Source organism: Thiomonas delicata (assembly GCF_900088825.1).
GTDB lineage: Bacteria > Pseudomonadota > Gammaproteobacteria > Burkholderiales > Burkholderiaceae_C > Thiomonas_A > Thiomonas_A delicata.
On the sequence record NZ_LT592171.1, the window covers coordinates 564,746 to 589,394 of the forward strand.

The window sequence follows — 24,649 nt, forward strand, 5'->3', positions numbered from 1 at the left end:
GGGGTGGCGCAAGACGCGCGGAGGGTGGCTGTCCCTACAATTCCGGGATGTCCGAAACACCAACACCCATCGCCCGCCGCCGCACGTTTGCCATCATCTCGCACCCGGACGCGGGCAAAACCACCCTGACCGAAAAGCTGCTGCTGTTCTCCGGCGCAATCCAGATCGCCGGTTCCGTCAAGGCGCGCAAGGCCAGCCGGCATGCCACCTCTGACTGGATGGAGATCGAGAAGCAGCGCGGCATCTCGGTCGCGTCCTCGGTGATGCAGATGGAGTGGCGCGACTGCGTCATCAACCTGCTCGACACCCCCGGCCACCAGGACTTCTCCGAGGACACCTACCGCGTGCTCACCGCGGTGGATGCGGCGCTGATGGTGATCGACGCCGCCAACGGCGTCGAGGCCCAGACCCTGCGCCTGCTGGAGGTCTGTCGCGCGCGCAACACGCCCATCATCACCTTCGTCAACAAGATGGACCGCGAGGTGCGCACCCCGCTGGACCTGATGGACGAGATCGAGCGTCACCTGGGCATGGACGCCATTCCCTTCACCTGGCCGGTGGGCATGGGCAAGAATTTCCACGGCGTGCTCGACCTGCGCGAGCGGCGCATGCGCGTGTTCCGCCCCGGCGAGGACAGGCTTGACGGCGGCGACGAAACCATCGACGGGCTGGACAATCCCGCGCTCGCGGCGCGCTTCGGCGCCGAGCTGGCGCAGGCGCGGGAGGAGATCGGCCTGCTGTCCGAGGCCACGGCGGAATTCGACCGCGCGGCCTTTCTCGCCGGCCGGCAGTCGCCGCTGTTCTTCGGCTCGGCGATCAACAACTTCGGCGTGCGCGAGGTGCTCGACGCGCTGGTGGACCAGGCTCCCCCGCCCGGCCCGCGTCCGGCCGTGCAGCGCGTGGTGCAGCCGTCCGAACCCAAGTTCACCGGCATGGTGTTCAAGATCCAGGCCAATATGGACCCCGCCCACCGCGACCGCATCGCCTTCGTGCGCGTGTGTTCGGGGCGCTTCGAGCGCGGCATGCGCCTCAAGGTCGGCCGCACCGGCAAGGAGATCCGCCCCAACACCGTGGTGGCCTTCATGTCCCAGCGCCGCGAGTTGCTGGAGGAGGCCTGGGCCGGCGACATCATCGGCATTCCCAACCACGGCACGCTGCGCCTGGGCGACACGCTCACCGAAGGCGAGGCCCTGCAGTTCACCGGCCTGCCGTTCTTCGCGCCGGAACTGTTCCAGGCGGTGGAGATCGCCGACCCGCTGCGCAGCAAGCAGTTGCGCACCGGGCTCATGCAGCTGGGCGAGGAGGGCGCGATCCAGGTGTTCCGCCCGCATTTCAGCGGCAGCCTGTTGCTCGGCGCGGTCGGCACCCTGCAGTTCGACGTCGTGCTGCACCGCCTGAGCGGCGAGTACAACGTGGCCGCGCGCCTGGCGCCCACCCCGTACCGGGTGGCGCGCTGGATTCACAGCGACGACGAACGCCAGCTCAAGCGTTTCATCGAGGAAAACGCCCACCGCATCGCCTACGACGTGGTCGACGCGCCCACCATCCTGCTCACGCACGCCGCCGAGCTGCGGGTGCTGCAGGAGCGCTGGCCCGACGTCTCCTTCCACGCCCTGCGCGAGCACGCCGGGCGCGTGTTCCAGACCGATATGGCGGCTTGAGCGCCGGCGCTTGCCGCCGCGCCCCGGTTCCGCGCATCGCCCGGCGCGGCCTGGGGTTGAATGGCGGCGTGCTTTGACAGGGTCATGTTCGGCGTTTAGGCTGGGTTCATGCTCGACGCCATGACGCATGCCGTCCCGTCCCCCAGCGCTGCCGGGGCCCGGCTTCAGCCAGTGCAGGATCTGGCCGCGCGCCTGTTCGCCACGCGCGCGCTGACGCCGGACCTTTGCGCGGGCCTCGCGCCCGAGGACATGACGCCGCAGAGCATGCCCGACGCCAGTCCGGCGAAATGGCATCTGGCCCATACCACCTGGTTTTTCGAGCAGTTCGCGCTCAAGCCCTTCGTTGCCGACTACCGCGAATTCAACGCCGGTTTCGCCGCGCTGTTCAACTCGTACTACGTCAGCGCGGGCCCGCGTTATGCGCGACCGCAGCGCGGCCTGGTCACCCGGCCCACGGTGGCCGAGGTGCTGCGCTACCGCGCCCATGTCGACACCCATCTGCGGCACCTGCTGGGGCGCGGAGAGCCCGGCCGCGATCTCGCGCGCGTGCTCGAACTCGGCCTGCACCACGAGCAGCAGCACCAGGAGTTGCTGCTCACCGACATGCTGCATCTGCTGTCGCACAACCCGCTCAAGCCGGCGTGGCGGCAGCTGCCGACGCCGCAGAAGCGGGCGGCGCCGGCTTTGCGCTTCGTCGCGGGGCCCGAAGGGGCGCATGCCATCGGGCATTGCGGCGAGGGTTTTCATTTCGACAACGAGGCACCGCGCCACACGGTGTGGCTGGCGCCGCACGCCGTCGCGAACCGGCTGGTGAGCAATGCCGAGTACGCCGCGTTCGTGCGCGACGGCGGCTACCGCAATCCCTTGCTGTGGCTGTCCGACGGCTGGGCCACGGCGCAGCGCGAGGGCTGGCGCGCGCCGCTGTACTGGAGCGAGGACGGCGCCAGCGCCTTCACCCTGGGCGGCGAACTCGAGCTCGACCCCGCCGCGCCCGTGTGCCACGTCAGCCACTACGAGGCCGACGCCTTCGCCCGCTGGGCCGGCGCGCGCCTGCCGACCGAGGCCGAATGGGAGGCCTTCGCCGCCGCGCAACCGCGCGCCGGCAACATGCTGGAGGCGGGCTGGTTCCGGCCGGTCGCCGCCGCCGCGGATGCCTCGCAATGCTTCGGCGACGTGTGGGAATGGACCGGCAGCGCCTACCTGCCGTACCCCGGTTACCGCGCGCAGCCGGGCGCCTTGGGCGAGTACAACGGCAAGTTCATGTCGGGCCAGATGGTGTTGCGCGGCGGTTCCTGCGTCACGCCGCCCGGTCACGTCCGTGCGAGCTATCGCAATTTCTTCTACCCCCATCAGCGCTGGCAGTTCATGGGCCTGCGCCTGGCGAAGGACATGCCATGAAACAGCAAAGCCCTGTGAGCCGGCAGCGACCCGCTGCCGCCGACGCCGCGCCGCCGGCCTTGCGCCAGGCCGTGCTCGACGGGCTGTTCGCCAGCCCCAAGCATCTGCCCAGCGCCTATCTCTACGATGCCCGCGGCTCGGCGCTGTTCGAGCGGATCTGCGAACTGCCCGAGTACTACCCGACGCGCACCGAGCTGGCCATCCTGCGCGCGCATGCCGACGAGATGGCCGGCTGCATCGGTGACGGCGCCGTGCTCGTCGAGCCGGGCTGCGGCGCGGGCCTCAAGACCTGCCTGCTGCTGTCGCGCATGCATGCGCCGCGCGCCTATGTGCCGATCGAGATTTCGGCCACCGCGCTGCAAGCCTCGGTGCAGGCCGTCGCCGGCCGCTGCCCGAAGCTGGCGATCCGCCCCCTGCAGGCCGATTTCACGCGCGCCTTCGCCCTGCCCGAGGGGCTGGCTGGCGCGCGGCGCGTGGTGTTCTTTTTCCCGGGGTCGACCATCGGCAATTTCGATCCGCAACAGGCTCAGGCCCTGCTGGCGCGGTGGCGCCTGCTGGGCGGCCCGGAGGCGGGTTTGCTCATCGGCGTGGACCTGCGCAAGGACCCCGCCGTGCTGCAAGCGGCCTACGACGACGCCCAGGGCGTGACGGCCGCTTTCAACCTCAATCTTCTGCTGCGCGTGAACCGCGAATTCGGCGCTGACTTCGATCCGGCGTCCTTCGCCCACGTGGCCCGTTACGACGAGGCGCGCGGGCGCGTCGAGATGCACCTGCAAAGCCGCAAGGCGCAGACCGTGCGCGTGGACGGCCAGGCGCTGCGTTTTGCCGACGGCGAAACCATCCATACCGAAAATTCCTACAAGTACACGCCCGACGGCTTCGCCGCCATGGCGCGGCAGGCCGGGTGGCAGGAGGCGGCGCGCTGGAGCGACGACGCCGCGCGTTTCGGCGTGCAGTTCCTGCGCGCCGGCTGAGCCAGGCCCATGCGCACCTGGAGCCTGGTCGGGCGCGACCTGCGCGCCGCCGAATTGCGGTTGATGTGGCTGGCGCTGGTGCTGGCCACCGCGGCGCTGTCCACCGTGGGATTCCTCGCGCAGCGGCTCGATGCCGGTCTCAAGCGCGATGCCGCCCAGCTCATCGGCGGACAGGCCGTGGTGCAGAGCGACCACCCGCTGCCCTCCGTTTTTTTGCGGCAGGCGCATGACGATGGCCTGCAAACCACGCAGACCGCGGTGTTCGCCAGCATGGCGGTTGGACCCGGGGCGCAGGGGCGCACGCATCTGGTGGCGGTGAAGGCCGTGGAGCCGGGCTACCCGCTGCTCGGGCGCCTGATGCTGCGGCCTCCTGCGGGCGGCGGCGAAGCCGCGATGCGCGGCCCGCCTCGGCCCGGCACGGTCTGGGTCGACCCGAGCGTGGCGGCGCAGCTCGACGCGCCGCCGCAGGGCCCCATCATGCTGGGGACGCGCAGCTTTCGCATCGCCGGCGTGATCGCGCGCGAACCGGATCGCGGCGCCGGGTTCATCAACTTCGCGCCGCGGGTCATGATGAACGCGGCCGATCTGCCGTCCACCGGGCTGATCCAGCCCGCCAGCCGCGTCACCTACCGCCTGGCCGCGGCCGGCGAACCCGCCGCCGCCGCCCGCTTTGCCGACTGGACCCGCGCGCGCATCCGCGCCCAGAGCCTGCGCGGCGTGCGGGTGCTGACCGTGGCCGACGGCGGACCCGAACTCGGCCAGAACCTGCAGCGCGGTTCGGGCTTCCTGCAACTCGTGTCCATGCTCACGGCGCTGATCGCCGCCGTGGCGGTGGCGATTGCCGCACGCGACTTTTCCCGCCGTCGGCTCGACGCCACCGCGCTGCTGAAGGCCTTGGGCATGTCGCAGGGCGCGGTGCTGCGCCTCGTCGCGGGCGAACTCCTGCTGCTCGGGCTCGTGGCCGGGGCCATCGGCAGCGGACTGGGGCTACTGGGGCAGGCGGCCCTGGTGCATTGGCTGGCCGGGGTGGTGAACGTGCGCGCGTTGCCGCCGCCCGGCTGGCAGCCCGCGCTCGTCGCGCTGCTGGCGGCGTTGGCGCTGCTGCTGGCTTTCGCGCTGCCGCCCGTGCTGCAGCTGGCGCGCGTGCCGCCCTTGCGCGTGCTGCGGCGCGAGGCGCAGCGGCTCAGGATCGGCCCTTGGCTCCTGGGCGCGGCAGGCGTGGTGCTGTTCGTCGGCGTGCTGATGCTGCTGGCGCAGGACCGGCGCCTGGCGCTCATCGCCCTTGGCGGATTCGTCGCCTCGGCGCTGGGGTTCGCGGTCCTGGCTTATGCGCTGGTGCGGGTGTTGCGCCGCGCCGGCGGCGAGCGCCGCGGCGTGCTGGCGCTGGCCGCACGGCAGCTCGGCGGGCGCAGCGCGCAGGCGGTGGCGCAGATCAGCGCGCTGGGCCTGTCCATGCTGGCGCTGATGCTGGTGGCCATGCTGCGCACCGGCTTGCTGACCGGCTGGCAGCAAACCCTGCCGCCGGACGCGCCGAATCGATTTGTCATCAACATCCAGCCGCAGCAGGCGCAAGCCTTCCAGGCGGCGCTCCAGATGGCCGGCATCGCGCGCTACGACTGGTATCCCATGGTGCGGGGGCGGCTCGTCGCGGTCAACGGCAAACCCGTGTTCGGACGCGATTACAAGGACGAGCGCGCGCGCGCCCTCGTCGACCGCGAGTTCAACCTGTCCAGCAGCGCGGCGCTGCCCGCGCACAACCGCATCGTCGCCGGGTCATGGGCGGCCACGGCCGGTCCCGATGCGCGGGGCTTGTCGGTCGATGCGGGCATCGCCGGAACCCTGGGGCTGAAGCTGGGCGACACGCTCAGCTTCGACATTGCCGGCAGCACGGTGACGGCGCCCATCGCCAGCCTGCGTAAGATCGACTGGGGCTCGATGCATGTGAACTTTTTCGTGCTCATGCCGCGCGCGATGCTGGCGCAGCAGCCCGCCACCTTCATCACCGCGTTCTTCGAGCCGCCGGCCGCGGGCCGCCTCGACGACCGCCTCGCGCACGCCTTTCCCGACATCACCATCGTCGACCTCGGCTACTTCCTCGCCCAGGTACGCCACATGCTGGACCAGGTGAGCACGGCGGTGCAGTTCCTGTTTGTTTTCGCCCTGGGCGCCGGCTTGTCGGTGCTGGTGGCCAGCCTCCTCATCAGCTGCCAGGAGCGCGAGCACGAAACGGCGATGTGGCGCGTGCTGGGCGCCTCCAGCAGCCTGCTGCGCAGGGTGATGGCGGTCGAACTCGCGCTCAGCGGGGCGTTTGCCGGCTTGCTGGGCACCGGGGCGGCGGCGGCCGTGGCCTGGGTCCTGGCCCGCCGGGTTTTCGATTTCGCCTGGACGCCTTCGCCCGCCTGGTTCGTCGTGGGCACCGTGGCGGGCGCCGTGCTGGCCCTTGCCGTGGGATGGATGACCCTGCGCCAGGTGGTGCGCGCGCCGCCTCTGCGCACCTTGCGGGCCTTGGCCTGAATGTCCGCCCTGAATGTCCGCCGCGAACGCCGGCATCTCGGCGCCGGGCCCAGGTCCGCGCCCAGGGCGGCGACAATACGGGGATGCCGAAACTTCAGCCCATTCCACGATGAGCGCCCAACCCACCCTGCCGACCGCGCCCTACGAAACCCTTGGAGGCGACGCCGGCGTGCGCGCCCTGGTCGACCGCTTCTACGACCTGATGGACCTCGAGCCCGAGTACGCCGATCTGCGCGCCATGCATCCAACGCCTCTGGATGGCAGCCGCGACAAGCTGTACTGGTTTCTGAGCGGGTGGCTGGGCGGGCCGGGGCTGTACGAACAGCGCTTCGGCCACCCGCGCCTGCGCATGCGCCACTTCCCCTACAGCATCGGCGTCAAGGAGCGCGACCAGTGGCTGGCCTGCATGCAGCAGGCCATGCGCGAACTCGACTTGCCGGAGGACTTGCAGATGCGCCTGCGCGCCGCGTTCGCCGGCACCGCCGACTGGATGCGCAACCAGCCCGAGGCGTAGGCGCCGCCGCGGCCTCGCTCAGCGGCGGCCGCCGCCCGCGCCAGGCGGGGCGCGCAGCAGCACCACGAGGGCGCCCGCGCCGCCGTCCGAGGGCTTGGCCTGGCAGAACGCCAGCACCTCGTTTTTCTGCACCAGCCAGGCACGGGCCTTGTGTTTGAGCACCGGTTCGCGTCCCGGCGAACTCAGGCCCTTGCCGTGGATGATGCGCACGCAGCGCAGGCCGCTTTGCTGCGCCTCGCGCACGAAGGTGGCCAGGCTTTCGCGCGCCTCGTCGCGCCGCATGCCGTGCAAGTCCAGTTCGGCCTGGATCACCCAGTGCCCGCGGCGCAGCCGGCGGACCACGTCCGGCCCGATGCCGGGGCGGCGGAACGACAGCAGCGCGTCGGTTTCCAGCAGGCTGTCCACGTCCACGTCGTCCGACAGCGACTCGGCCAGCGCCGCCTGCTCGTCGCGCAAGTGCTGCAGGGGAATGGGCAAGGGAGCCGGCGCCGCCAGGGCGACGCGGCCGCTGGGCGCGATGGGCCGGGCGCCCGCCACCGCCTCGCGGAACAAGGCGACTTCCTCGGCGCTCGGTTGCGCGGCCGGTGCGGACGCCTGCCTGCCGCGTGCGGAAGCCGGCAGGCTGCGAGGGCGGCGCGGCGTGGCCATGGTTCACCCGCGCCGTGTCACAGCAGCCCGGCCTGGGCGAAGGAGAACACCCGTTCGCGCGTGACGACGAAGTGGTCGAGCATGCGCACGTCCACCAGGCCGAGTGCCGATTTCAGGCGCTCGGTGAGCACGCGGTCGGCCGCTGACGGCTCGGTCACGCCCGACGGATGGTTGTGCGCGACGACGATGGCCGAGGCGTTCAGCGCCAGCGCCTGCTTGACCACCTCGCGCGGGTAGACGCTGGTCTGCGCCAGCGTGCCGTGCGACAGTTCCACCGCGCTGATGAGTTGGTGCCGCGTGTCGAGGAACAGCGCGGCGAAGACCTCGATCTCCCGTCCGCCCAGCCACAGCCGGAGGTAGTCGCCCACCGCCTGCGGGCTGTCGAGCATGGCGCGTTCGCGCATCTGCTCGGTCAGGGCGCGCCGGGCCAGTTCCAGCACGGCGGCCAGTTCCGCGTACTTCGCCGCCCCCAGGCCCTTGATGGCGCGCAGCGCGCCGGCCTCGGCGTGCAGCAGGCCGTGCAGCCCGCCGAAGCGGTCGATGAGGGCGGCTCCCAGGTCCAGCGCGCTGGCGCCGCGCACGCCGGTGCGCAGCAGCAGGGCGATCAGCTCGGCGTCGGCCAGGGCCTGCGGCCCGCGCGCAAGCAGTTTCTCGCGCGGTCGGGCGTCCGGCGGCAGATCGGCGATGCGTGTGGCCATGGGCTCAAACCTACAATGACTGTTTGCCCCCGGAGTTTAGAGACTGTGGCTTGCGTGCGCCCCGATTCCTTGCTGACCCTGCATTACCGCCTGGCCGCGCAGGACGGGCGCGACTGGGTCAACACCCACGGCCATCGGCCGGCCACCCTCACGCTGGGGGCCGGCCAGCTCGCGCCCGAACTGGAGGCCTGCCTGCTGGGCCTGGAGGAGGGCGCCTCGGCGCGTTTCGAGCTGCCGCCCGGCGCGGCATTCGGCGCGACGGACCCGGCCCGGGTGCAGCGCGTGGCGCGCGCCGCGCTGGAAGCCCTCGTGCCGCACGACGTGTCGCTTCAACCGGGAGACACCGTGCAGCTCGCGGCCTTGTCCGCCCGCGGCGGCGCACCCGCGGCCGCCATGGTCAGCCAGGCCGCCGACGCATGGGTCGAGCTGGACTTCAACCATCCCCTGGCGGGCAAGGCCGTCGTGTTCGAAGTGCAAATTCTGAGCGTGCTATGAACGCCAAAACTCCCGACGCTTCGGCGTCCGGCCTCGACGTGCTGCTGGCCAGCCCGCGCGGTTTCTGCGCCGGGGTCGACCGCGCCATCGACATCGTCGAGCGCGCGCTGCAGTTGTTCGGCGCGCCCATCTACGTGCGCCACGAGATCGTGCACAACACCACCGTGGTGCAAAGCCTGCGCGCCAAGGGGGCCGTGTTCGTCGACGCCCTGGAGGATGTTCCCGCCGGCGCCATCCTGGTGTTCTCCGCGCACGGGGTGTCGCAAGCTGTGCGGCAAGAGGCCGAAGCGCGCGGGCTGAAGGTGTTCGACGCCACCTGCCCGCTCGTCACGAAGGTGCATGTGGAAGTGGCCAGGATGCACCGCGAGAACCTGCACTTGGTGATGATCGGCCACGCCGGCCATCCCGAGGTGGAAGGGACGATGGGGCAGGCCGAGGGCGTGCACCTGGTGCAGGCGCCCGAAGACGTGTCGCTGCTGCCGTTTCCGGCCACGGACGAGGTCGCCTACGTGACCCAGACCACGCTGTCGGTGGACGACGCGGCGGCCATCGTCGCCGCGCTGCGCGCCCGCTACCCCCATCTGCGCGAGCCCAAGAAGCAGGACATCTGCTACGCCACGCAGAACCGGCAGGACGCCGTGAAGTTCATGGCCCCGCAGGTGGACGTGGTCATCGTCGTCGGCAGCCCCAGCAGCTCCAACTCCAACCGTTTGCGCGAGGTGGCCGCCCGGCTCGGACGGCCCGCCCATATGGTGGACACGGCCGCCGACCTGCGCGCCGAGTGGCTGCAGGGCGCGCAGCGCGTGGGCGTGACTGCCGGGGCGTCCGCGCCGGAAAGCCTGGTGCAGCAGGTCATCGCCAGGCTGCGCGAACTCGGCGCCAGGAACGTGCGCGAATTGGAAGGCGTCATCGAGCAGGTGCAATTCCCGCTCCCCAAGGGCCTGGGCGCCAGGGCCGACCAGACCCCGCCCGCCGCGCGCGGCTGAGAACCATCCACCGCAATCCCCACGACAAAACCGCTCATGCTTGACATCAATCTGCTGCGCAAGGATCTCGAAGGCGTCATCACGCGCTTGTCCACCCGCAAGAACCCCCAGCCCTTTCTCGACATCGGCCGCTTCAGCGCCCTGGAGGCCGAGCGCAAGACCCTGCAGACCCGCACCGAGGAGCTGCAGGCGCAGCGCAACCAGCATTCCAAGCACATCGGCCAGCGCAAGGCCAAGGGCGAGGACGCCGCCGACGTGATGGAGCAGGTCGCGGCCATCAAGGTCGAACTCGACAACTCCGCCGCGCGGCTCGAGGCCATCCAGGACGAGTTGCACGATCTGCTCATGGGCGTGCCCAATCTGCCCTACCCGCAGGTGCCGGTGGGTGCCGATGAAACCGGCAACGTCGAAGTGCGCCGCTGGGGCCAGCCCCGCGCTTTCGACTTCGCCGTGCGCGACCATGTCGACGTCGGCGCCGCGCTGGGCCTGGATTTCGAGACAGGCGCCAAGCTCTCGGGCGCCCGTTTCACCGTGCTGCGCGGCCCGCTCGCCCGGCTGCACCGCGCCCTGGCCCAGTTCATGCTGGACCTGCACACCCAGCAGCATGGCTATATCGAGGCTTACGTGCCTTATGTCGTCAGCGCCGAAACCCTGCGCGGCACCGGGCAGCTGCCCAAGTTTGAGGCCGACCTTTTCGCCGTGCCGCGCGGCGAGCTCGGCAACGCCTACCTGATCCCGACCGCCGAGGTGCCGCTGACCAGCTTCGTGCGCGACACCATCGTGCCGCCCGAGCAATTGCCGCTGCGCTATGTCGCCCACACTCCCTGTTTCCGCTCCGAGGCCGGCTCTTACGGGCGCGACGTGCGCGGCATGATCCGCCAGCACCAGTTCGACAAGGTCGAGCTGGTGTGGATCACCGCGCCCGAGCAGTCGGCCCAGGCCCTGGAGCAACTCACCGCCCATGCCGAGACCGTGCTGCAGGCGCTCGAACTGCCTTACCGCACCATGTTGCTATGCACGGGCGACATGGGTTTCGGCTCGGCGCAGACCTACGACCTCGAAGTCTGGCTGCCGGGCCAGAACGCCTACCGCGAAATTTCCAGCTGTTCGAACATGGACGCCTTCCAGGCCCGCCGCATGCAGGCCCGCACCCGCAACGCCCAGGGCAAGACCGAATGGGTGCACACCCTCAACGGCTCCGGCCTGGCGGTCGGCCGCACCTTGGTGGCCGTGATCGAAAACTACCAGCGCGCGGACGGCGGCATCGACATTCCCAGGGCGCTGCAAGCCTACGTTGGCGGCCAGACCGCGATCCTTCCGCCAGCAGCCTGAGCCGGCCTGCTAAACTTGCACGTTTTGCTCCGCGCCAGACAGTTCACGGCGCTCGTGAGCAAACCGCTTGCCGAACGCAAGCACACCCTTGGAAAGGTGGCAGAGTGGTCGAATGCGCCGGACTCGAAATCCGGTGTACGGTTCTTCCGTACCGTGGGTTCGAATCCCACCCTTTCCGCCAAAACACAGTAAGGTCCTGATTCATCATGGCTTTTTTGTTTTCTGGAGTTCACTAGCGTTCACTGTCGTTCAGTCTGGTTTCACAGTTCAGTGCACCAAATTTGCACCAAGAATTGGACCAGAAATACCGATGCATGTAATCATACAAGTTGTTGTTATATAAGAGATTTTTTTGAATTCTCGCTTGCGCAACTTGGTTGAGCTAGGTTAAGCTGGATGCATGGACTGGGAACTCGACCTCGGCACTGACTTGTTGCGCCCCCTTGATGAGGGGGCAGTGGCAGCAGTGCTGGCCCTTGAGCCGGGCACGCCTGAGTTCGAAGCTGCCTTCTGGGGACTGTTCGGGGGCTGTGATTTGCCCAGATCCCTGCCCAATCAGTGGGTCTGGCTTGCGAATTTGCCGCAGTCCCTCGCGCTCAGGAGACTGCGGCTCATCGCGTTGCGTCGTTGGATTTCGGGTGCGCACAAAGCCCTCAGCGCCGGTGCCGTGCCTGTCAGAGCGATGGCGTGGCTCCGCCGCGTGGGGGCCTCGTGGCCACCTGATCCAGTTCAGTGCAAGGCGGCTGGCGTTGCCGCAGTCCTGACTCCCCGCTTGGCTCGCCCCAATCCGTCGCCGGCCTGATCGGCTGGCCGAGCACGGGGCATCATTCTTTCCGCATTCGGCAGGCGCATCTGACCTGAGTCAGGCAGTGCAAAGCTAGCCGCAGGCCTCCATTCCGCCCGCAGCGCCTGAACCATTTGAAGGTTCAGGAAATGGATCGATACGCGCAGGTGCTTTCCGGCTTGCTGGAACGGCACTCAATTCGGCTCAGCATCGAAGAGGCGACCCGGCTGGTCTTGGGGAAGACCAAGGTCACAGGTTACAAACTTTTGCGCGAGGGGAAGTTTCCCCTCCCCGTGCACGGGGGAGGCAAGGAAGACTATTTCGTCAGGCTCCAAGATGTAGCTGCTCTGCTATGCGATGTGCAACTGCCGCAGCAGGAGCAGGCTGGGGCGCCCTCGACTTCGGCCCCGCGCCGCGTCGGTCGGCCGACGCGGGCCGAACAGTTGGCAGAGGAACGGCGGCGGGCGCTCGATAGGGGCGCAGCATGAGTTTCTTCGACCGCTTCCAACCCCTAGCTATAGGTCGGGCCATCCAAACCGAATGGCCGGCGCCTGAATACATTCTTGGGCCGCTCCAACCCGGAGACGTGGGCCTGATTTCGGGGGCGGACGGCCTAGGCAAAAGCTATGTGGCTGCATGCGCTGCCATGGCCGCAGCCTGTGGCCGCGCTGACCTTTTTGGCGGTATGTGGAATGTGCCTCGCACGGCCGCGAAGGTCATCTACTTTGCAGTTGAAGACCGCCTAACCGACCACGGCCGACGCCTGCAATGGCTTGGGCGGCACGCCCGCATGTTCGATGGCTTGCACATTGAAGATGAGGACGACAGCGTAACCCTGATGCCAACCGAAGGCGAGCGCATTCCGCTGGTGGAGCGCGAAGGAAAACCGGGGCAGTACGCAGTAACGCCGATAGGGAAGGAATGGGCTGAACACATCAAGCCGTACCGACTGGTGGTGATCGACCCACTCCGGGCATTCCACGGGCTTGAAGAGAGCGACGGCGCAGGGATGGACTTTTTCGCGCGATGGCTTGTTTCAGTTGCGATGGGAAACCAGCAGGTCATCCTGGCAGTGCACCACGCAAGCCAGTCGGCCATTCTCGACCGTCGAGACGACCACCACTCGGGCCGTGGTGCGACCGACCTGCCCGCAGCATGTCGGGCCGTGTGGGTGCTGCGTGCGCTTAACGATAAAGAAGCCGACGTGCTGGACGAGGGAGACGACCGGCGCTTGTGGCGAACTCTCGTGAATGGTAAGGCCAGTCATGGCGAGGAATCGGCAACGCGATACCTGCGCAAACAGGAACACGGCGTGCTGCGTGTCGGTCGATTGACAACGGCAGCGCCCAAGGAGCAAGCCGCGCCGCGCAACAGTTATGCAGAGGCGAAGCAAGGTACTAACGCAGCCGATCTGATCGCGGCGCTGCGCGCCAGCGGCAAGGAGAATCGCCATGGCTGATCGAGTCGCTCCGACGATAACGGTTACTCCGGCCCGTGTTCGGCTCGCCGAGCCGAGCCAACGCCCGGGCGGGCGCGCAGGGGAATGGCTTGAAACCAGTTGGGGGCGCTGCCAGGTCAAAGGTCGCCTGGGCCAGCGACACATGGACGTGCTCGAAGCCATCATGTTCCACGCCCAGTCCTGGGAACTCAAGGGTGATGGCGCGGCTTGGTTGATCATCGATCCGGCATCCCTGCGGCGGGCAATTAGCGACGGCAACCATAGCTCCAGACGCCTCAAAGAATGGCTTGTCGAGATCATGCAGGCGGTCGTGTGCATCGAAGCGCCGCGCCTCGGCGAGGTCAAAGAGGGCCATCTGATCGACGAGCGGAGGGACTCGCCAACCCTGGTCCGCGACCCACTGCCCATGGGTCCAAAGAAACGAGGGGATGAGATCGTCGAGGACGAGAATCGGCGCCGGTCAGGCAAGCGCACGCTGTGGGAAATCAGATTGGGTTCGCCCATGATGTTCTTGCTTGCCCATGATGTGACGCTGTGGCACGACCCGGGGCCTATCTCCAAACTCAGGCATGGCATCAGCCAAGCCATCGCCAGACTGATGCTGTCGCACAGCGATCAGGACGGGGTGCTGGTGCTTTTCATAGAGACCGCGATCAAAGCTGTCTGCGGTCAGGACATCGGGTCCGGTGCGCTTCGCAAGGCGCGGCACCTCATCAAGCAGGACACAGATCGGCTTTTGGACTGCGGTATTTTTTTCGACGGCGAACGACTGCGCCGCGTTCCGCAACGGCCCGATGCCGTTCCGCAACGGCCCAACAGCGTTCCGCACCGGTCCGGTGCGTTCCGCAGAGGCCCGGGTCACTTAGGTCTTTCAGGCTCCCCAGAGCCTGAACAGGCGGCTCCGGCCGCCGCCGTCCAGGCGAACGGGCCTGCGGCCCACTACCCGGCTGTCGCCGGTGCTGCGGCGAACCCGGTCGGCAAGGGGCCGGCTGCCGTTCCGCCTGTCGGCGGGGAGGGGAAGACATGACCTTCCCCAGACTGTCCTACGCGGAACGCATCGAAATTTCCGAGCGCAAGCAACTTCAAGTGCTTAACTTTTTGGCCAGCGGCGAGCAGTGGTCCACGCTGCCTGTTATCGCTGAATTACTGAATTTGAGCGAGCGCACCGCAGGGAGAACAGTTTCTCAACTGGTTCGCCAAGGGTTTTTGCAGGTGGAGCACGTCCGCATTGCCTCTGGAAAATCAATCACAGGCACGCTCTTGGTTGGAATCACTCATGCAGGAATGGTAAGGGCTGGATTACCAGAGTCAGCGTTGCGCCCATTCGATTTTAGAAAGGTTGGCGCATTGACCATGGCTCACCATATTCAGACTCAACGAGCAAGGCTGGCCGCTGAAGCGTTCGGATGGAATAAATGGGTGCCTGGACGATTACTTTATGGGCAGGGCTGGCATGCTGTGCCGGACGCCATTTCTATTGATCAATTCCGCAAGAAGTGCGGAATCGAAATCGAGCGCACCATAAAAGATAAAAAAGATTATCGGTCGCTAATTGCGCGCCATCTCGCCAATGTGCGGGATGGACATTATGAATATGTCGCTTATCTCGTCAGTCCTGACATGTGCGCAGGGTTCAAGAAAATGCTTTTCGGGATCACCTATTTGGTATGGAAAGGCAAACAAATTGAATTTCTGGATCGCCACAAGAAAAAATTTGTGATTGCGGGTTGGGATGAATTTCCAGCAAATCTAACTTCTGCATCGCAAGATGATGGAGAAGTGGATGATTTTTCGTTTCGATGGGAGCAGGTTCGTGATGATTACTTTGTTGCGAAGCGCGGGGATTATGAGCTGGTTGTGGAGCGTCCGGCCAGCTACCGCCCGGATGCAAAGACCGAATACATCTGGCGACTCATCCTGCAAGAAGATCCCCTCCACATGTCCGAGTCGCGCTTCCACTCGGTGGTCGATGCGCAACGTGACGCCGAGACCTATGTCCTTCATCACGTCAAACTTTGAGAGTGTGAAGATGCTTTGTGCTTACCGCTTTGTGCTTACCGCTTATGCAAAAGCAATAAGCACAAAGCGCGGCGCCGACAGGCGCAAGAACGGGGCAAGGCCCGTTCCCCTGCTGCTCGCTGTGGTTCCAGGCGCGACAGCGCCGGGGCAGTGCGCACAGTCGCTGCGCCTGGCACTCGGCGCATCTGCCTGGCGTTTCGGTTCGGCGTTTCTTTTTCCGGGGGTCGCTCGATGGCGCAAGCGCCACCCTGGCTGGACGCCAGGGCTGCGCGAGGGGTTTCACCCCTCGCTTGTCTCCCTTGGCGCTAGGGCGCCAACCCCCTACGTAGTTGGCCGGCCCCCGGGCGCGGAGCGCCCGGGAACCCGCCTCGCGGGCTGCGTCCATCAGGCCTGCGGCCTGCTGGACTTGGGCTTGCTGCCGCAAGCCTCGGGCTGGACGCCCGACCCTCGTCTCCCTCGCTGCGCTCGGCGACGGCCCCAGCCTGCGGCCGGGGCGCGACGCGGGTTCCCGGGCGCTCCGCTTCGGGGCCGGCGGGGCTTCGCCCCCCACGCAGCCACCGGGCGCTGGGGCGCCCTCGATCCAGCGACGGGCTGCCGCCCTGCTGGATCGTGTCTGCGCGGCTCCCCCGCCCTCGTGTCCGTGCGCTCGACCTCGGCGCGGCCCTTTGGGCCTTGCTCGGCGCTCGCTTACGGCACTCGGGTACTCGGCCTGGACGGCCTCATACCGCAGTCCGCGCTCCGCTGTCGCTTCGCTGGCTGCGGCCTAAAAACCAAAACCGCCACCTGTTTGTCGTTTGTTTTTTATCACCTGGAGATGCAAATGTCATTTCAAAACGAAGTCGTTCTGCTTATTAAGTTCATTATTTTACTCGCGATCACCTTGGGTCCATGGGCCATTGGGTTGATGGTCGTTTTTCGACTTGCATCACGCGGCATGCGGTCCATGTACGGCAAGTTCTCGAAGCACACTGGAGGCCAATAATGGGATACACATTTGAAAATCATTTCCTGATCCATGTCGAGCGCTGGGTTTTTGATACGCTCAAACGCTCCATCAAGAAAGATTTAAACGAGCAAATTAACCCAGGCACTGGGAAGATTGTTACGAGGGCGATTACACGGAACGAGCAGCGGCGCGTAATCGAGAGTTGCGAAGCGCATATTTGCTGGTTAACTAGGTCGGGAGGCGTTGAGCAGGCAATTGACCAAATGCTTGCCTCCATTTCCTCATTGCATGGCCGCCATCTAGTTTATTTCAAATCGGGTCATTACGCGCTGTTATGGGCGTTGCTGATGGAATGTCAGACGAGCACTCGGTGCGTGCATCTGACATATCACCCCGACGCAGAGGATGCAGAGGATGCTTTTTATAAAGATTATCGGGGCGCTCAGGTCATTCCGTTTGTGTTGCGTGAAAGGGACTGAAAATGCAATTAAAACCGCCACGACATTATGGACCTGCCCTGCATCTCTATGAGATGAAACCCATTGCCGCGATGCTTGCGGCTGGCCTACTGATCTCTGCCGCAGCCCTCTCGCCTGCGCAGGCCGACCTCAACTCAGTGCTCTCTGGGATGTACACCGCCGCCGGCAGTCCCGGCGTCTACCAGACACAAAACTCGGGCGTAATTTCAGGCGGCTACGTCGCTGTGCGCACGCCGATCCAGGACGTGAACCTCGTGTCGTTTTCTCCCCCCAACATCGGTGCAGGCTGCGGCGGCATCGATCTGTTCATGGGCAGCTTCTCGTTCGTCAACGCGCAGGCCTTCGAGAACCTGCTGCGGCAGATCGGTCAGCAGGCGTTGGGGTACGCCTTTCAGCTCGCCATCAACTCGATGTGCCACTCCTGCGGGGCGCTGCTCTCCTCGATCCAGAGCGCGATGCAGAAGATGAACAGCTCCCTCAAGAACACCTGCCAGCTCGCGCATGGGCTGGCCACCAGGTCCGTTGGCGACAGTCTTACTTCCATCGACAAATCAGTTGGGCAAGTCATGTCTTCTGCGACTGGCGTGGCGTCGGACATCTTCTCGGCTTTCAACAACACGCAGTCCGCTCCTGGCACGAACGAGACCGCACTGGCGAGCAAGACTGCAACGGTGACCGGCGACAACGGGCAACAGCAGACGCTGCCGGCCTCGGCGCTCAAGCCCCAGGGCAATATGACCTGGAAGGCTCTGGAAAACTCCCAGAGTGACCAGTTGATCTCCCAAGACAACGTAACCAAGGAGATCCTGATGAGCTTGGTCGGCTCGGAGATCATCCGACCCGGCATGTCACCCGCCGACCAGGCTGATGCTTCGGCTCTGGGCACTACAGACGCCAGGCAGGCCATCAACGTCCCAGCCACCCTATCCCTGAAGGACATGGTGGACGGCACTCCAAACGCCCAGGTGAATGTGTGCCAGGCCTGGGCGTCTTCATCCTCCGTCAGCTACCCCGCTTTCCCGTCGAACCCCTCCGACACGTCCGCGCTGAGCTGCCTGCAGACCAGCACGCAGACGCTTTCCAGCCTGAATTACCAAGGCATCAAGGGATGGGTTCGCAACCTGATGTGGGGCGAGAGTGGCGGTGATCCTGGGATCGTGAACCAGATCATCGCTGGCCAGCCGCTAACCGCTGCGGAACAGCAGCTCATCAACATGAGCGGGATCGGATTCATGCCCTTGATGATCCAGGTCCAGCAGTTCCCTGGCGCCGTCGATCAGATTGCATCGCAGGTCGAGCCCTATGTGGTGGCCGAAGTGGCTGTTGGATACGGGCAGGCTGTTTACCAGTCGGTCGCCGCATCGTTCGCAGGCAACCCGCACGCCCGCAAACCGCGTGGATTCGACAGCAACATGCAGAACCTCCAGAACTGGGTTCGGTACTACGCCGACAGGGCGGCAGGGGTGACTTTCACGATGAATGAGATCACCACCTTCGTCAACAACGTCCAGAAGTCCATGAGCCAGCGTGCCCCCGGCTCGGGTGCTAAATAAATCGGAGCCTGCTATGTCCGTCACTCTTCATGTTTTCGGAAATCTGCAGGCCTTCCAGCAAGGCCTGGTCGGTGTGCAGATGCTTTTCAACCCCGCCAACAACACCGCCTGGGCGTCCGGCGGGAGCCTGTTCGGTGGTGGCGGCCTCGTGCTGGTTGGCTTGCTCATCAGCGCCCTCATCATCTTCACGAAGGGCATCTTCACGCAACGGCTTGAGCTGCACCACGTCTTCCTGCTCGCGTTGATGTACGGCATCATGTTCGTGCCCACGACATCCGTGGTGCTCGATGACGTGTTGAGCGGCCAGCAGGCCGTCGTGGACAGCATTCCGGTCGGCATCGCTTATCCGGCCGCCATCGTCTCCGATCTGTCCTACGACGCCGGCCTGCAGATCTCCCAGGCCTTCCAGAGCGTGACGCAAGCTGTCCCGCCGACCGACATCAGCCAAGGCTTCGTTTCGCCGCTGCAGACGCTGTTTGCCATGCGCAACTTCTACAGCACGTTCGCCTCGGCCAACCCTTCGCTGGCCAAGTCGATCATGTACTACGCGGAGTACTGCGCCCTGGGCAGCGGTAGCAGCATGCAGTCGCTGAACAATACGACCGTCATGCTGGGGTCGCCCAACGATGGGCATGCGGGATTGTTCAGCAACCCGCCGCCGAACAAACAGGTCATCATCTTTTGGGACAACAGCGTGGGCGCGACCCAGGGAACCACGGTGACTTGCGCCAGTGCGGCCAGCACGCTTTCGACGGCCCTGGCGAACTATTTTTCGGATCAGCCGACCGCGCAGCTCACCACCTGCAGCCAGAACGTGGGCAAACTCACGACCGGCCCGCAGCAAACCACGCAGAACTGCTCCGGCGTCGAGACCCTGGCGAACAGCGTGCTGGTGGACGCCTCGCAAGGCACCGGCACCATCATCACCCAGTTGGCCAACAACGGGCAGAACTTCCTGTCCAACATGATCGGCGGTTGCCTGATCTCAGCGGGCTTCCAGTACGGCACAAGTCCTTACGGGGATGTATCCGCGTCGCTCCCGTCCTACTGCGGTGTGCAGACCGCGAACCTGGACTACCAGCAGGCGATCAACGCGGCGAGTGCGAATACCTTTGAGCAGAACATGCTGCCGCTGATGTCGATCATGCAGTTCCTGTTCTTCGTGCTTGCGCCTTTCGCCGCCGGCATGATGGTGATGATGGGCGTGCAAGGGTTCAGCCTGTTCGCCAAGTACCTGATGTTCGGCGCCTGGACGCAGAGCTGGCTGCCGCTGGCCGCGCTCATCAATGACCTGATCCAGCTGAGCGCTCAACACGCCTTTGGCCGGTTTGGCCTGTCGCTGACGAACGGCATGGGCAGCGGCACGTCCGCGCAGCTGGTCTACGGCAGCAATCTCTCGACGATATTCGAGAAGACGGCGATTTTCCTCAGCAACGCGAACATGATGTTGTCGATGACCCCGCTGCTGACCATGGCGCTCTTCAGCGGAAGTTACTTCGCGCTCTCCAAACTCGGCGAGAAGATGGACGGCGGTTCATCGTCCAAAAATCTGGACATCGCAAGCCCGACTTTGGACAAGGCCGGGAACGCGCTCGGGATCGGGTCCAATGCTGCCGGCGAATACTTCCAAACCAACCCCCTCGCGCAGAGCGCATCGGTGGGTATCGCCAGTGCGGCGCAATCCTCGATTTCCGCCATGAAGAGCCAGGCTGACCAGAGCAGCATGTCGGCGATGCAGAGCGCGGGGCGTGTCGGCAGTTCGGTTTGGAGCGTCATGGACCAGGCCCAACACAACACGGCGGCGGCCAAAGACCTATCAGCAACTGGCGGGCAGCAGTGGGCGGACACGTATAAAAGCGTGCAAGGGTTTGCGAAGGAAACGGGACTATCCGATAGCCAGGCTACAAGTTTCCTGGCGCAGGTGGGCGCCGGCCTGGATTCGGGATTGAGCCTGGGGGCCACCATCAACAAGGCTGAGTCGGCGCTGGCCAAGTTGAATGGTGGTGGCGACATGTCGGCGGAAATGAAGGGCAAGGTCGAAGACGCCCTGAAGAATTCTCAAACACAGAAAACCGCCCGAGACCTTTCTAGCAGCCACACGGCCAACCTCGCTCAACAGGTAGCCCAGAAGTACCAGATCGGCGATCAGGCCAGCAAATCAGGCGGGTTGACCAGGCAGGCCCAGCAGACCGAGCAGGAGACGCAGCAAGCTCAGCAGCAATATCAGAAAGCCGATCAACTGCAGCATCAGTTCAGCAAAACCGGCATGCTGCAATCCGGTCTTAACCTCTCGGCTTCGACTTTGGCTGGCACTCTGCTCGCACGCTACGGTAGCGCCCCAGCGGCGATCAGTGCGGCCAACTCGATGGCGGCCCGCACAGGTGTTGGAGATGCCTACGACAAGGCAGTCACCGCAGGGAAGGCGGCCGGCATGTCGAGCGAGACGGCGGCGGCCTACGGGCTGGTCATGGCACTCCCGCAGGCGAAGGACGCGGAAGGCTTCGAGCAGATCGCCGACCTTGCTGGGGCGGAGATGCCGGCGGGGGCTGCGGTTGCCGGTGGGCAGATCGCCTCGACGCAGAACAGCCTCACCTTGGCTGCTGGGCAGTTCCATGCCCATGCGCCTGATCAATCTAAAGTGTCCGACAAGGGATTCAAGGCTCTGAAGAAGGAAGAGGCGGATCGGCAAAAGGCATATCAGCCAGTCAACCAGACGGGCATTGCATCAAGCGCGACACCGGCGGGCTTGTACAAGGAGGCTGATCAAGGCGTGGTGAGCACGCCGCCAGGTGGCATTGACCCCAAGAAGGCTGGTGAAGTGACGGGCAATAAGCTTGTCGAAGCTGCTGGATTTATGCATGAGCACCCGACTGGCACGCTGATCACAGGGCTTGCGGCGGATGGGGTCGGGGCGGCAATCACAGGCAAAGCAGTCTGGAATCAGCACCAAGCCCAGAAGGCCGCAGAGAGGGAAAAAGAGGAAAAAGATCGGGCCAAATCAGACCCCGATGCAAAGCCTGCAGAAGGTTTGTCTTCCGTAGCTGCTGACGCTGCACCGGCCTCTGCCGAAGTAGCTGGGGGGATCGTCGGTGCGGTGACCGGCATTTCCGAAGTTGTCGGAGTCGCGGTACTGGCGTCGCAGGCTGTCGATGGGGCTGAGCGGATGGCCAACAGCAGTGATCCTAATTTGATTCAGCACCAACTAGACACTGCCTATAAGGCAGATGGGGTGCGTCCCCTTGACGATTTCCTCCCCAAAGATGGCTCGGCAAAGGGAGGTGACAAATGATTGCCTCCAGAAAAAAGCGACTCGCGGCTGGCCTTATGAGTGCATGGATGGCGGTTTCGCCCATCCTGACATCTGCAACCGCCGAGCGGCTTCTGGTGATCTCCATCGGGCCGATGCTCTACCTGCTTGACCAGCAGCAGGCGGTTGCGGATGCATTTGACGACGCTGCGAATTCTGGCCAATCCGCCGGAGCGATGTTCCTGGGCGGAGCGCAGGCTGCAGCGTCGAACGGTCAAGGGTCGTCGAATGTGAACAGCTTCCTGGCCGCGCCACCTGGCCAGCAGGCGCAGTTGCAATCGCTCTATACGCCAGGCGGAGTTGGCACCGCCGATGGCCAAGGGGTCAACGATGCCGCCGCCGCACAACGCGCAGTGATGACCGACCCCTTGTGTCAGCAACCAAACTGGAATTCTGCGTTCCCCGCGTTCACCAGCAACGTGCCGGCGGCGCTGGCGTCGATGAAGTCGGTGTGCGACGCGACGATGCAGGCCTTCCTCGGTTCGACGGGCCTGCTTGGACCCGCTTATGTGGGCGCCTCACAGGCCGCGCAGAAGGCGGTAAGCGCCTATCGGCAGGCCGAGCAACTGGTGATCCAGTCGCAGAAGAACCTGGCGATGGAATGCCAGGTGACCCCTTCGTGCAATCTGGTGACGGCCGACCAGGTGTCCGCGATGACCAGCACCTGGGTGGCGCTTGCCCAGCAGACGGCGCAGGCCTGCACGGCGCTCTCGCCCATCGCCACGGCCGCCAACATCGGGCCGCAGACCACCACGATCAGCAACTTGGCCACGGCGCTGACCAACCTGAACGCGAACGACCAGACGACGAAGCAGGTGGCGTCCTCCTGCGGTTATGGCTACGCCTACTGGGAGAACACGAACGGCGGCCAGACCACCATCGACAGCTATTCGTCGAACAACCCGACGCTGGCGTTCGAGAACAACCCGGCGAATCAGCAACTCATCAATGCGCTGATGCCCTTCGTCACCGGCAATCCGCAGGTGTTCGCCCAGGTCTACGGCAACTGCAACAGCAGCTCGACGGCCTACGCGAACGCGAACACGACCAGCACGCTGCCTGGAGCCACGACGATCACCTCGACGCCCGATCCGAACCCGGCGCCTGGCTGCGTGGAGCCGTTGAGCGCCTACCTCAGCTCGAACTGGATCACTTGGTTCCCCGATCCCGGCGCGCAGTGGATCTTCGGGGACGCGGCTGGATGCGTGGCGAACGGAGGGGCGCCCACCGGGGAGTCGAACACGCTGTACTACAGCTACGAGAGCCCGTATTCGACGGCGACGGCGGTTTCGTTGTACCTGGCCGCCGATGACAGCGCGACGGTGCAGGTCGATGGCGCCACGGTCGCTGTCTACAACGATGGCGGATCGACAGGGGCCAGTGCCTATCCGAGCACAGGCGGCGTGGAGGAATCGCAGGTCACCCTCAAGCCCGGCGTGAACATGATCGCCATGACGGTGACCAACGGCAGCGGCCCGGCCGCCGGCATCCTTAGCCTGATGAACAACGGCAGCGTGCTGCTCGACACCAACGGATCGTGGAAGTACGAGACACAGCCGGTGGGCAGCACCTCGACGACGACGCAAGCACCGTCGCAGACGGTGACCGGAGCCACGCCGAGCGCCCAGGCCACGAGCACGAACTGCAGCGCGGCCGTGCGCTGCATGGGCACGGAGTGCCACGACATCCTGCAGACGCAGGACTTGTCGTTCAACCAGGCCGCGACCGCGCTGGCTGCGCTCCAGCAGATGCAGCAGAACATGAGCTGCGCGCCCGGCACCTCGGTGGCCATGGGCAACTGCCAACCGATCATCTTCCAGGGCACGTCGAACACCTGCCGGACCTTCATCGGTAGTGGGTGGCTGACGAACAACTGCTGCAACCTGCCAATGCCGACGCCGGTGCTGGCCGATGCGCTGAAAGCGGCCTACGACTCCTACTCGGTGGCGACGAACCCGATGGTGGAGGCGCACATCCTGACCATGGTGCAGGGCACTTGGACGGAGGGGGCGTATAGCGCCTTGTCGTCGGATGCCACGGCAGCGTGGAACATCGTCGCCAGCCCATTCAGGAGTCCAGCCACGACGATCCTCAATTCCGTAGGGATCAACGGCCCAAGCTCAGCATCGACACTTGGGAACATGATTGGCTCCGTACCGAACCCGTTTACCGCCGTCCAGAGCATGATCCTCGGTGCCATGGAGCAAGTCGCGGATTCGGTCATCGAAGCGATCTACGGGCCGGCCGCTGCCGGGATTGAAAGTTCGTTATTCGGCGCCGCTTCGCCCGCCGCCGCCAAACTCGCGGGCCATTTTTTCGGGAATGTCCTCGGGCAAAAGGGAGTCACTGCCGACAGCGCGCTGAGCGGAGGGCTTCTCGGCGACATCATGTTGGCCTACGCGATCTATCAGATCGTCGTCCTGATCGGGCATCTGCTCACGCAATGCACGAACGAGGAGTACCAACTGCAGAACCAGCAGAACCTGAAGGAGTGTCACGCTGTCGGCAATTACTGCTCGAACAGCTTCCTCGGGGTTTGCCTGGAAACAACCTATTCCTACTGCTGCTACGCATCGCCGCTCGACCGCATTATCGCGGAGCAGATTCGGGACTCGCAGCCGAACGTCGCGGGAGGCTACGGATCGAGCCAGTCGCCCCAGTGCAGCGGATTCACGCCTGCGCAGCTCGCGCAGGTGGACTGGAGCCGGGTGAATCTCAGCGAGTGGATGGCCTTGTTGCAACAGGGAGGGCTGATGGCGACGACGAACACCCAGGCGTCAGTCGTCTACCCGACGAACGTGATTTCTCACCCCAGCGGGCTCGTCGGCAGGAATGGCTTCCCAGCGCCCCTGGGTACGTTCCAGCAGCCGTGAGGCGCCCAA

The 24,649-nt window shown here is 65.4% G+C and carries 17 protein-coding genes and 1 tRNA gene; 16 read left to right on the forward strand and 2 right to left on the reverse strand.

Going from position 1 to position 24,649, the window contains the following annotated elements; genetic code table 11:
• Positions 1–47: 47 nt before the first annotated feature.
• The 5 genes from THIARS_RS12195 (at position 48) to THIARS_RS12215 (ending at position 7,061) form a co-directional block, all read left to right on the forward strand.
• A complete protein-coding gene (locus THIARS_RS12195; RefSeq protein WP_094161175.1) occupies positions 48–1,661 on the forward strand; it encodes a peptide chain release factor 3 in 1,614 nt (537 codons plus the stop codon).
• A 108-nt stretch (positions 1,662–1,769) separates the two neighbouring features.
• Complete coding sequence (gene egtB / locus THIARS_RS12200) at positions 1,770–3,059, forward strand: ergothioneine biosynthesis protein EgtB (protein ID WP_245845905.1); 1,290 nt, start codon at positions 1,770–1,772, stop codon at positions 3,057–3,059.
• On the forward strand, positions 3,056–4,033 hold the full coding sequence (egtD, locus tag THIARS_RS12205; protein WP_094161176.1) for an L-histidine N(alpha)-methyltransferase: 978 nt from the start codon (positions 3,056–3,058) through the stop codon (positions 4,031–4,033). Before egtB ends, egtD begins: the two co-directional genes overlap by 4 nt.
• 9 nt (positions 4,034–4,042) lie before the next feature.
• The gene (locus THIARS_RS12210) at positions 4,043–6,547 is read left to right on the forward strand and encodes an ABC transporter permease (protein ID WP_094161177.1); all 2,505 of its coding nucleotides are present in this window, start codon (positions 4,043–4,045) and stop codon (positions 6,545–6,547) included.
• Positions 6,548–6,656: 109 nt separating this feature from the next.
• Entirely contained in the window at positions 6,657–7,061 is a 405-nt protein-coding gene (locus THIARS_RS12215) for a group II truncated hemoglobin (protein ID WP_094161178.1), read from the forward strand.
• An 18-nt stretch (positions 7,062–7,079) separates the two neighbouring features.
• Here THIARS_RS12215 and THIARS_RS12220 read toward each other — a convergent pair whose 3' ends face one another.
• Together THIARS_RS12220 and radC are read right to left on the reverse strand one after the other, a co-directional pair.
• A complete protein-coding gene (locus tag THIARS_RS12220) occupies positions 7,080–7,709 on the reverse strand; it encodes a Smr/MutS family protein (protein WP_094161179.1) in 630 nt (209 codons plus the stop codon).
• 17 nt (positions 7,710–7,726) lie between these two features.
• The gene (gene radC, locus THIARS_RS12225; protein ID WP_094161180.1) at positions 7,727–8,407 is read right to left on the reverse strand and encodes a RadC family protein; all 681 of its coding nucleotides are present in this window, start codon (positions 8,405–8,407) and stop codon (positions 7,727–7,729) included.
• Positions 8,408–8,461: 54 nt separating this feature from the next.
• Between radC and THIARS_RS12230 the strand changes: the two genes are divergently transcribed.
• From THIARS_RS12230 to traN, 11 genes are all read left to right on the forward strand, one after another.
• Positions 8,462–8,902, forward strand: a complete 441-nt coding sequence (locus THIARS_RS12230) for an FKBP-type peptidyl-prolyl cis-trans isomerase (protein ID WP_245845906.1) — start codon at positions 8,462–8,464, stop codon at positions 8,900–8,902.
• Positions 8,899–9,888, forward strand: a complete 990-nt coding sequence (gene ispH, locus THIARS_RS12235) for a 4-hydroxy-3-methylbut-2-enyl diphosphate reductase (RefSeq protein ID WP_094161182.1) — start codon at positions 8,899–8,901, stop codon at positions 9,886–9,888. The genes THIARS_RS12230 and ispH overlap by 4 nt, the downstream gene beginning before the upstream one ends.
• Positions 9,889–9,924: 36 nt before the next feature.
• Positions 9,925–11,220 carry a serine--tRNA ligase gene (serS, locus tag THIARS_RS12240; protein ID WP_094161183.1) on the forward strand — a complete coding sequence of 432 codons (1,296 nt, stop codon included), beginning with the start codon at positions 9,925–9,927 and terminating at the stop codon, positions 11,218–11,220.
• Positions 11,221–11,310: 90 nt separating this feature from the next.
• Positions 11,311–11,401 (forward strand) — tRNA-Ser (locus THIARS_RS12245).
• Positions 11,402–12,488: 1,087 nt separating this feature from the next.
• Positions 12,489–13,463 (forward strand): AAA family ATPase, encoded by a 975-nt coding sequence (locus tag THIARS_RS12260; RefSeq protein WP_094161186.1) that lies wholly within the window; start codon positions 12,489–12,491, stop codon positions 13,461–13,463.
• The gene (locus tag THIARS_RS12265; protein ID WP_141202401.1) at positions 13,456–14,490 is read left to right on the forward strand and encodes an ABC transporter ATPase; all 1,035 of its coding nucleotides are present in this window, start codon (positions 13,456–13,458) and stop codon (positions 14,488–14,490) included. Before THIARS_RS12260 ends, THIARS_RS12265 begins: the two co-directional genes overlap by 8 nt.
• Positions 14,487–15,482 (forward strand): MarR family transcriptional regulator, encoded by a 996-nt coding sequence (locus THIARS_RS18285; protein WP_141202402.1) that lies wholly within the window; start codon positions 14,487–14,489, stop codon positions 15,480–15,482. The genes THIARS_RS12265 and THIARS_RS18285 overlap by 4 nt, the downstream gene beginning before the upstream one ends.
• A gap of 981 nt (positions 15,483–16,463) precedes the next feature.
• On the forward strand, positions 16,464–16,907 hold the full coding sequence (locus tag THIARS_RS12275) for a hypothetical protein (protein WP_094161189.1): 444 nt from the start codon (positions 16,464–16,466) through the stop codon (positions 16,905–16,907).
• 2 nt (positions 16,908–16,909) lie between these two features.
• Positions 16,910–18,460, forward strand: coding sequence for a conjugal transfer protein TraH (locus THIARS_RS12280; protein WP_094161190.1), 1,551 nt, complete (start codon positions 16,910–16,912; stop codon positions 18,458–18,460).
• A gap of 13 nt (positions 18,461–18,473) precedes the next feature.
• Positions 18,474–21,749: a conjugal transfer protein TraG N-terminal domain-containing protein gene (locus tag THIARS_RS12285; RefSeq protein ID WP_094161191.1), complete on the forward strand. Its 3,276-nt coding sequence runs from the start codon at positions 18,474–18,476 to the stop codon at positions 21,747–21,749.
• Positions 21,750–22,123: 374 nt separating this feature from the next.
• The gene (traN, locus tag THIARS_RS12290) at positions 22,124–24,640 is read left to right on the forward strand and encodes a conjugal transfer protein TraN (RefSeq protein WP_245845990.1); all 2,517 of its coding nucleotides are present in this window, start codon (positions 22,124–22,126) and stop codon (positions 24,638–24,640) included.
• Positions 24,641–24,649 lie beyond the last annotated feature (9 nt).

Coding starts and splice junctions, on each gene's coding strand:
- THIARS_RS12260 (WP_094161186.1), top strand. CDS start 12,489: ATGAGTTTCTTCGACCGCTTCCAACCCCTAGCTATAGGTCGGGCCATC.
- THIARS_RS12265 (WP_141202401.1), top strand. CDS start 13,456: ATGGCTGATCGAGTCGCTCCGACGATAACGGTTACTCCGGCCCGTGTT.
- serS (WP_094161183.1), top strand. CDS start 9,925: ATGCTTGACATCAATCTGCTGCGCAAGGATCTCGAAGGCGTCATCACG.
- THIARS_RS18285 (WP_141202402.1), top strand. CDS start 14,487: ATGACCTTCCCCAGACTGTCCTACGCGGAACGCATCGAAATTTCCGAG.
- THIARS_RS12210 (WP_094161177.1), top strand. CDS start 4,043: ATGCGCACCTGGAGCCTGGTCGGGCGCGACCTGCGCGCCGCCGAATTG.
- THIARS_RS12275 (WP_094161189.1), top strand. CDS start 16,464: ATGGGATACACATTTGAAAATCATTTCCTGATCCATGTCGAGCGCTGG.
- radC (WP_094161180.1), bottom strand. CDS start 8,407: ATGGCCACACGCATCGCCGATCTGCCGCCGGACGCCCGACCGCGCGAG.
- THIARS_RS12215 (WP_094161178.1), top strand. CDS start 6,657: ATGAGCGCCCAACCCACCCTGCCGACCGCGCCCTACGAAACCCTTGGA.
- THIARS_RS12280 (WP_094161190.1), top strand. CDS start 16,910: ATGCAATTAAAACCGCCACGACATTATGGACCTGCCCTGCATCTCTAT.
- egtB (WP_245845905.1), top strand. CDS start 1,770: ATGCTCGACGCCATGACGCATGCCGTCCCGTCCCCCAGCGCTGCCGGG.
- ispH (WP_094161182.1), top strand. CDS start 8,899: ATGAACGCCAAAACTCCCGACGCTTCGGCGTCCGGCCTCGACGTGCTG.
- THIARS_RS12285 (WP_094161191.1), top strand. CDS start 18,474: ATGTCCGTCACTCTTCATGTTTTCGGAAATCTGCAGGCCTTCCAGCAA.
- THIARS_RS12220 (WP_094161179.1), bottom strand. CDS start 7,709: ATGGCCACGCCGCGCCGCCCTCGCAGCCTGCCGGCTTCCGCACGCGGC.
- egtD (WP_094161176.1), top strand. CDS start 3,056: ATGAAACAGCAAAGCCCTGTGAGCCGGCAGCGACCCGCTGCCGCCGAC.
- traN (WP_245845990.1), top strand. CDS start 22,124: ATGACCGACCCCTTGTGTCAGCAACCAAACTGGAATTCTGCGTTCCCC.
- THIARS_RS12195 (WP_094161175.1), top strand. CDS start 48: ATGTCCGAAACACCAACACCCATCGCCCGCCGCCGCACGTTTGCCATC.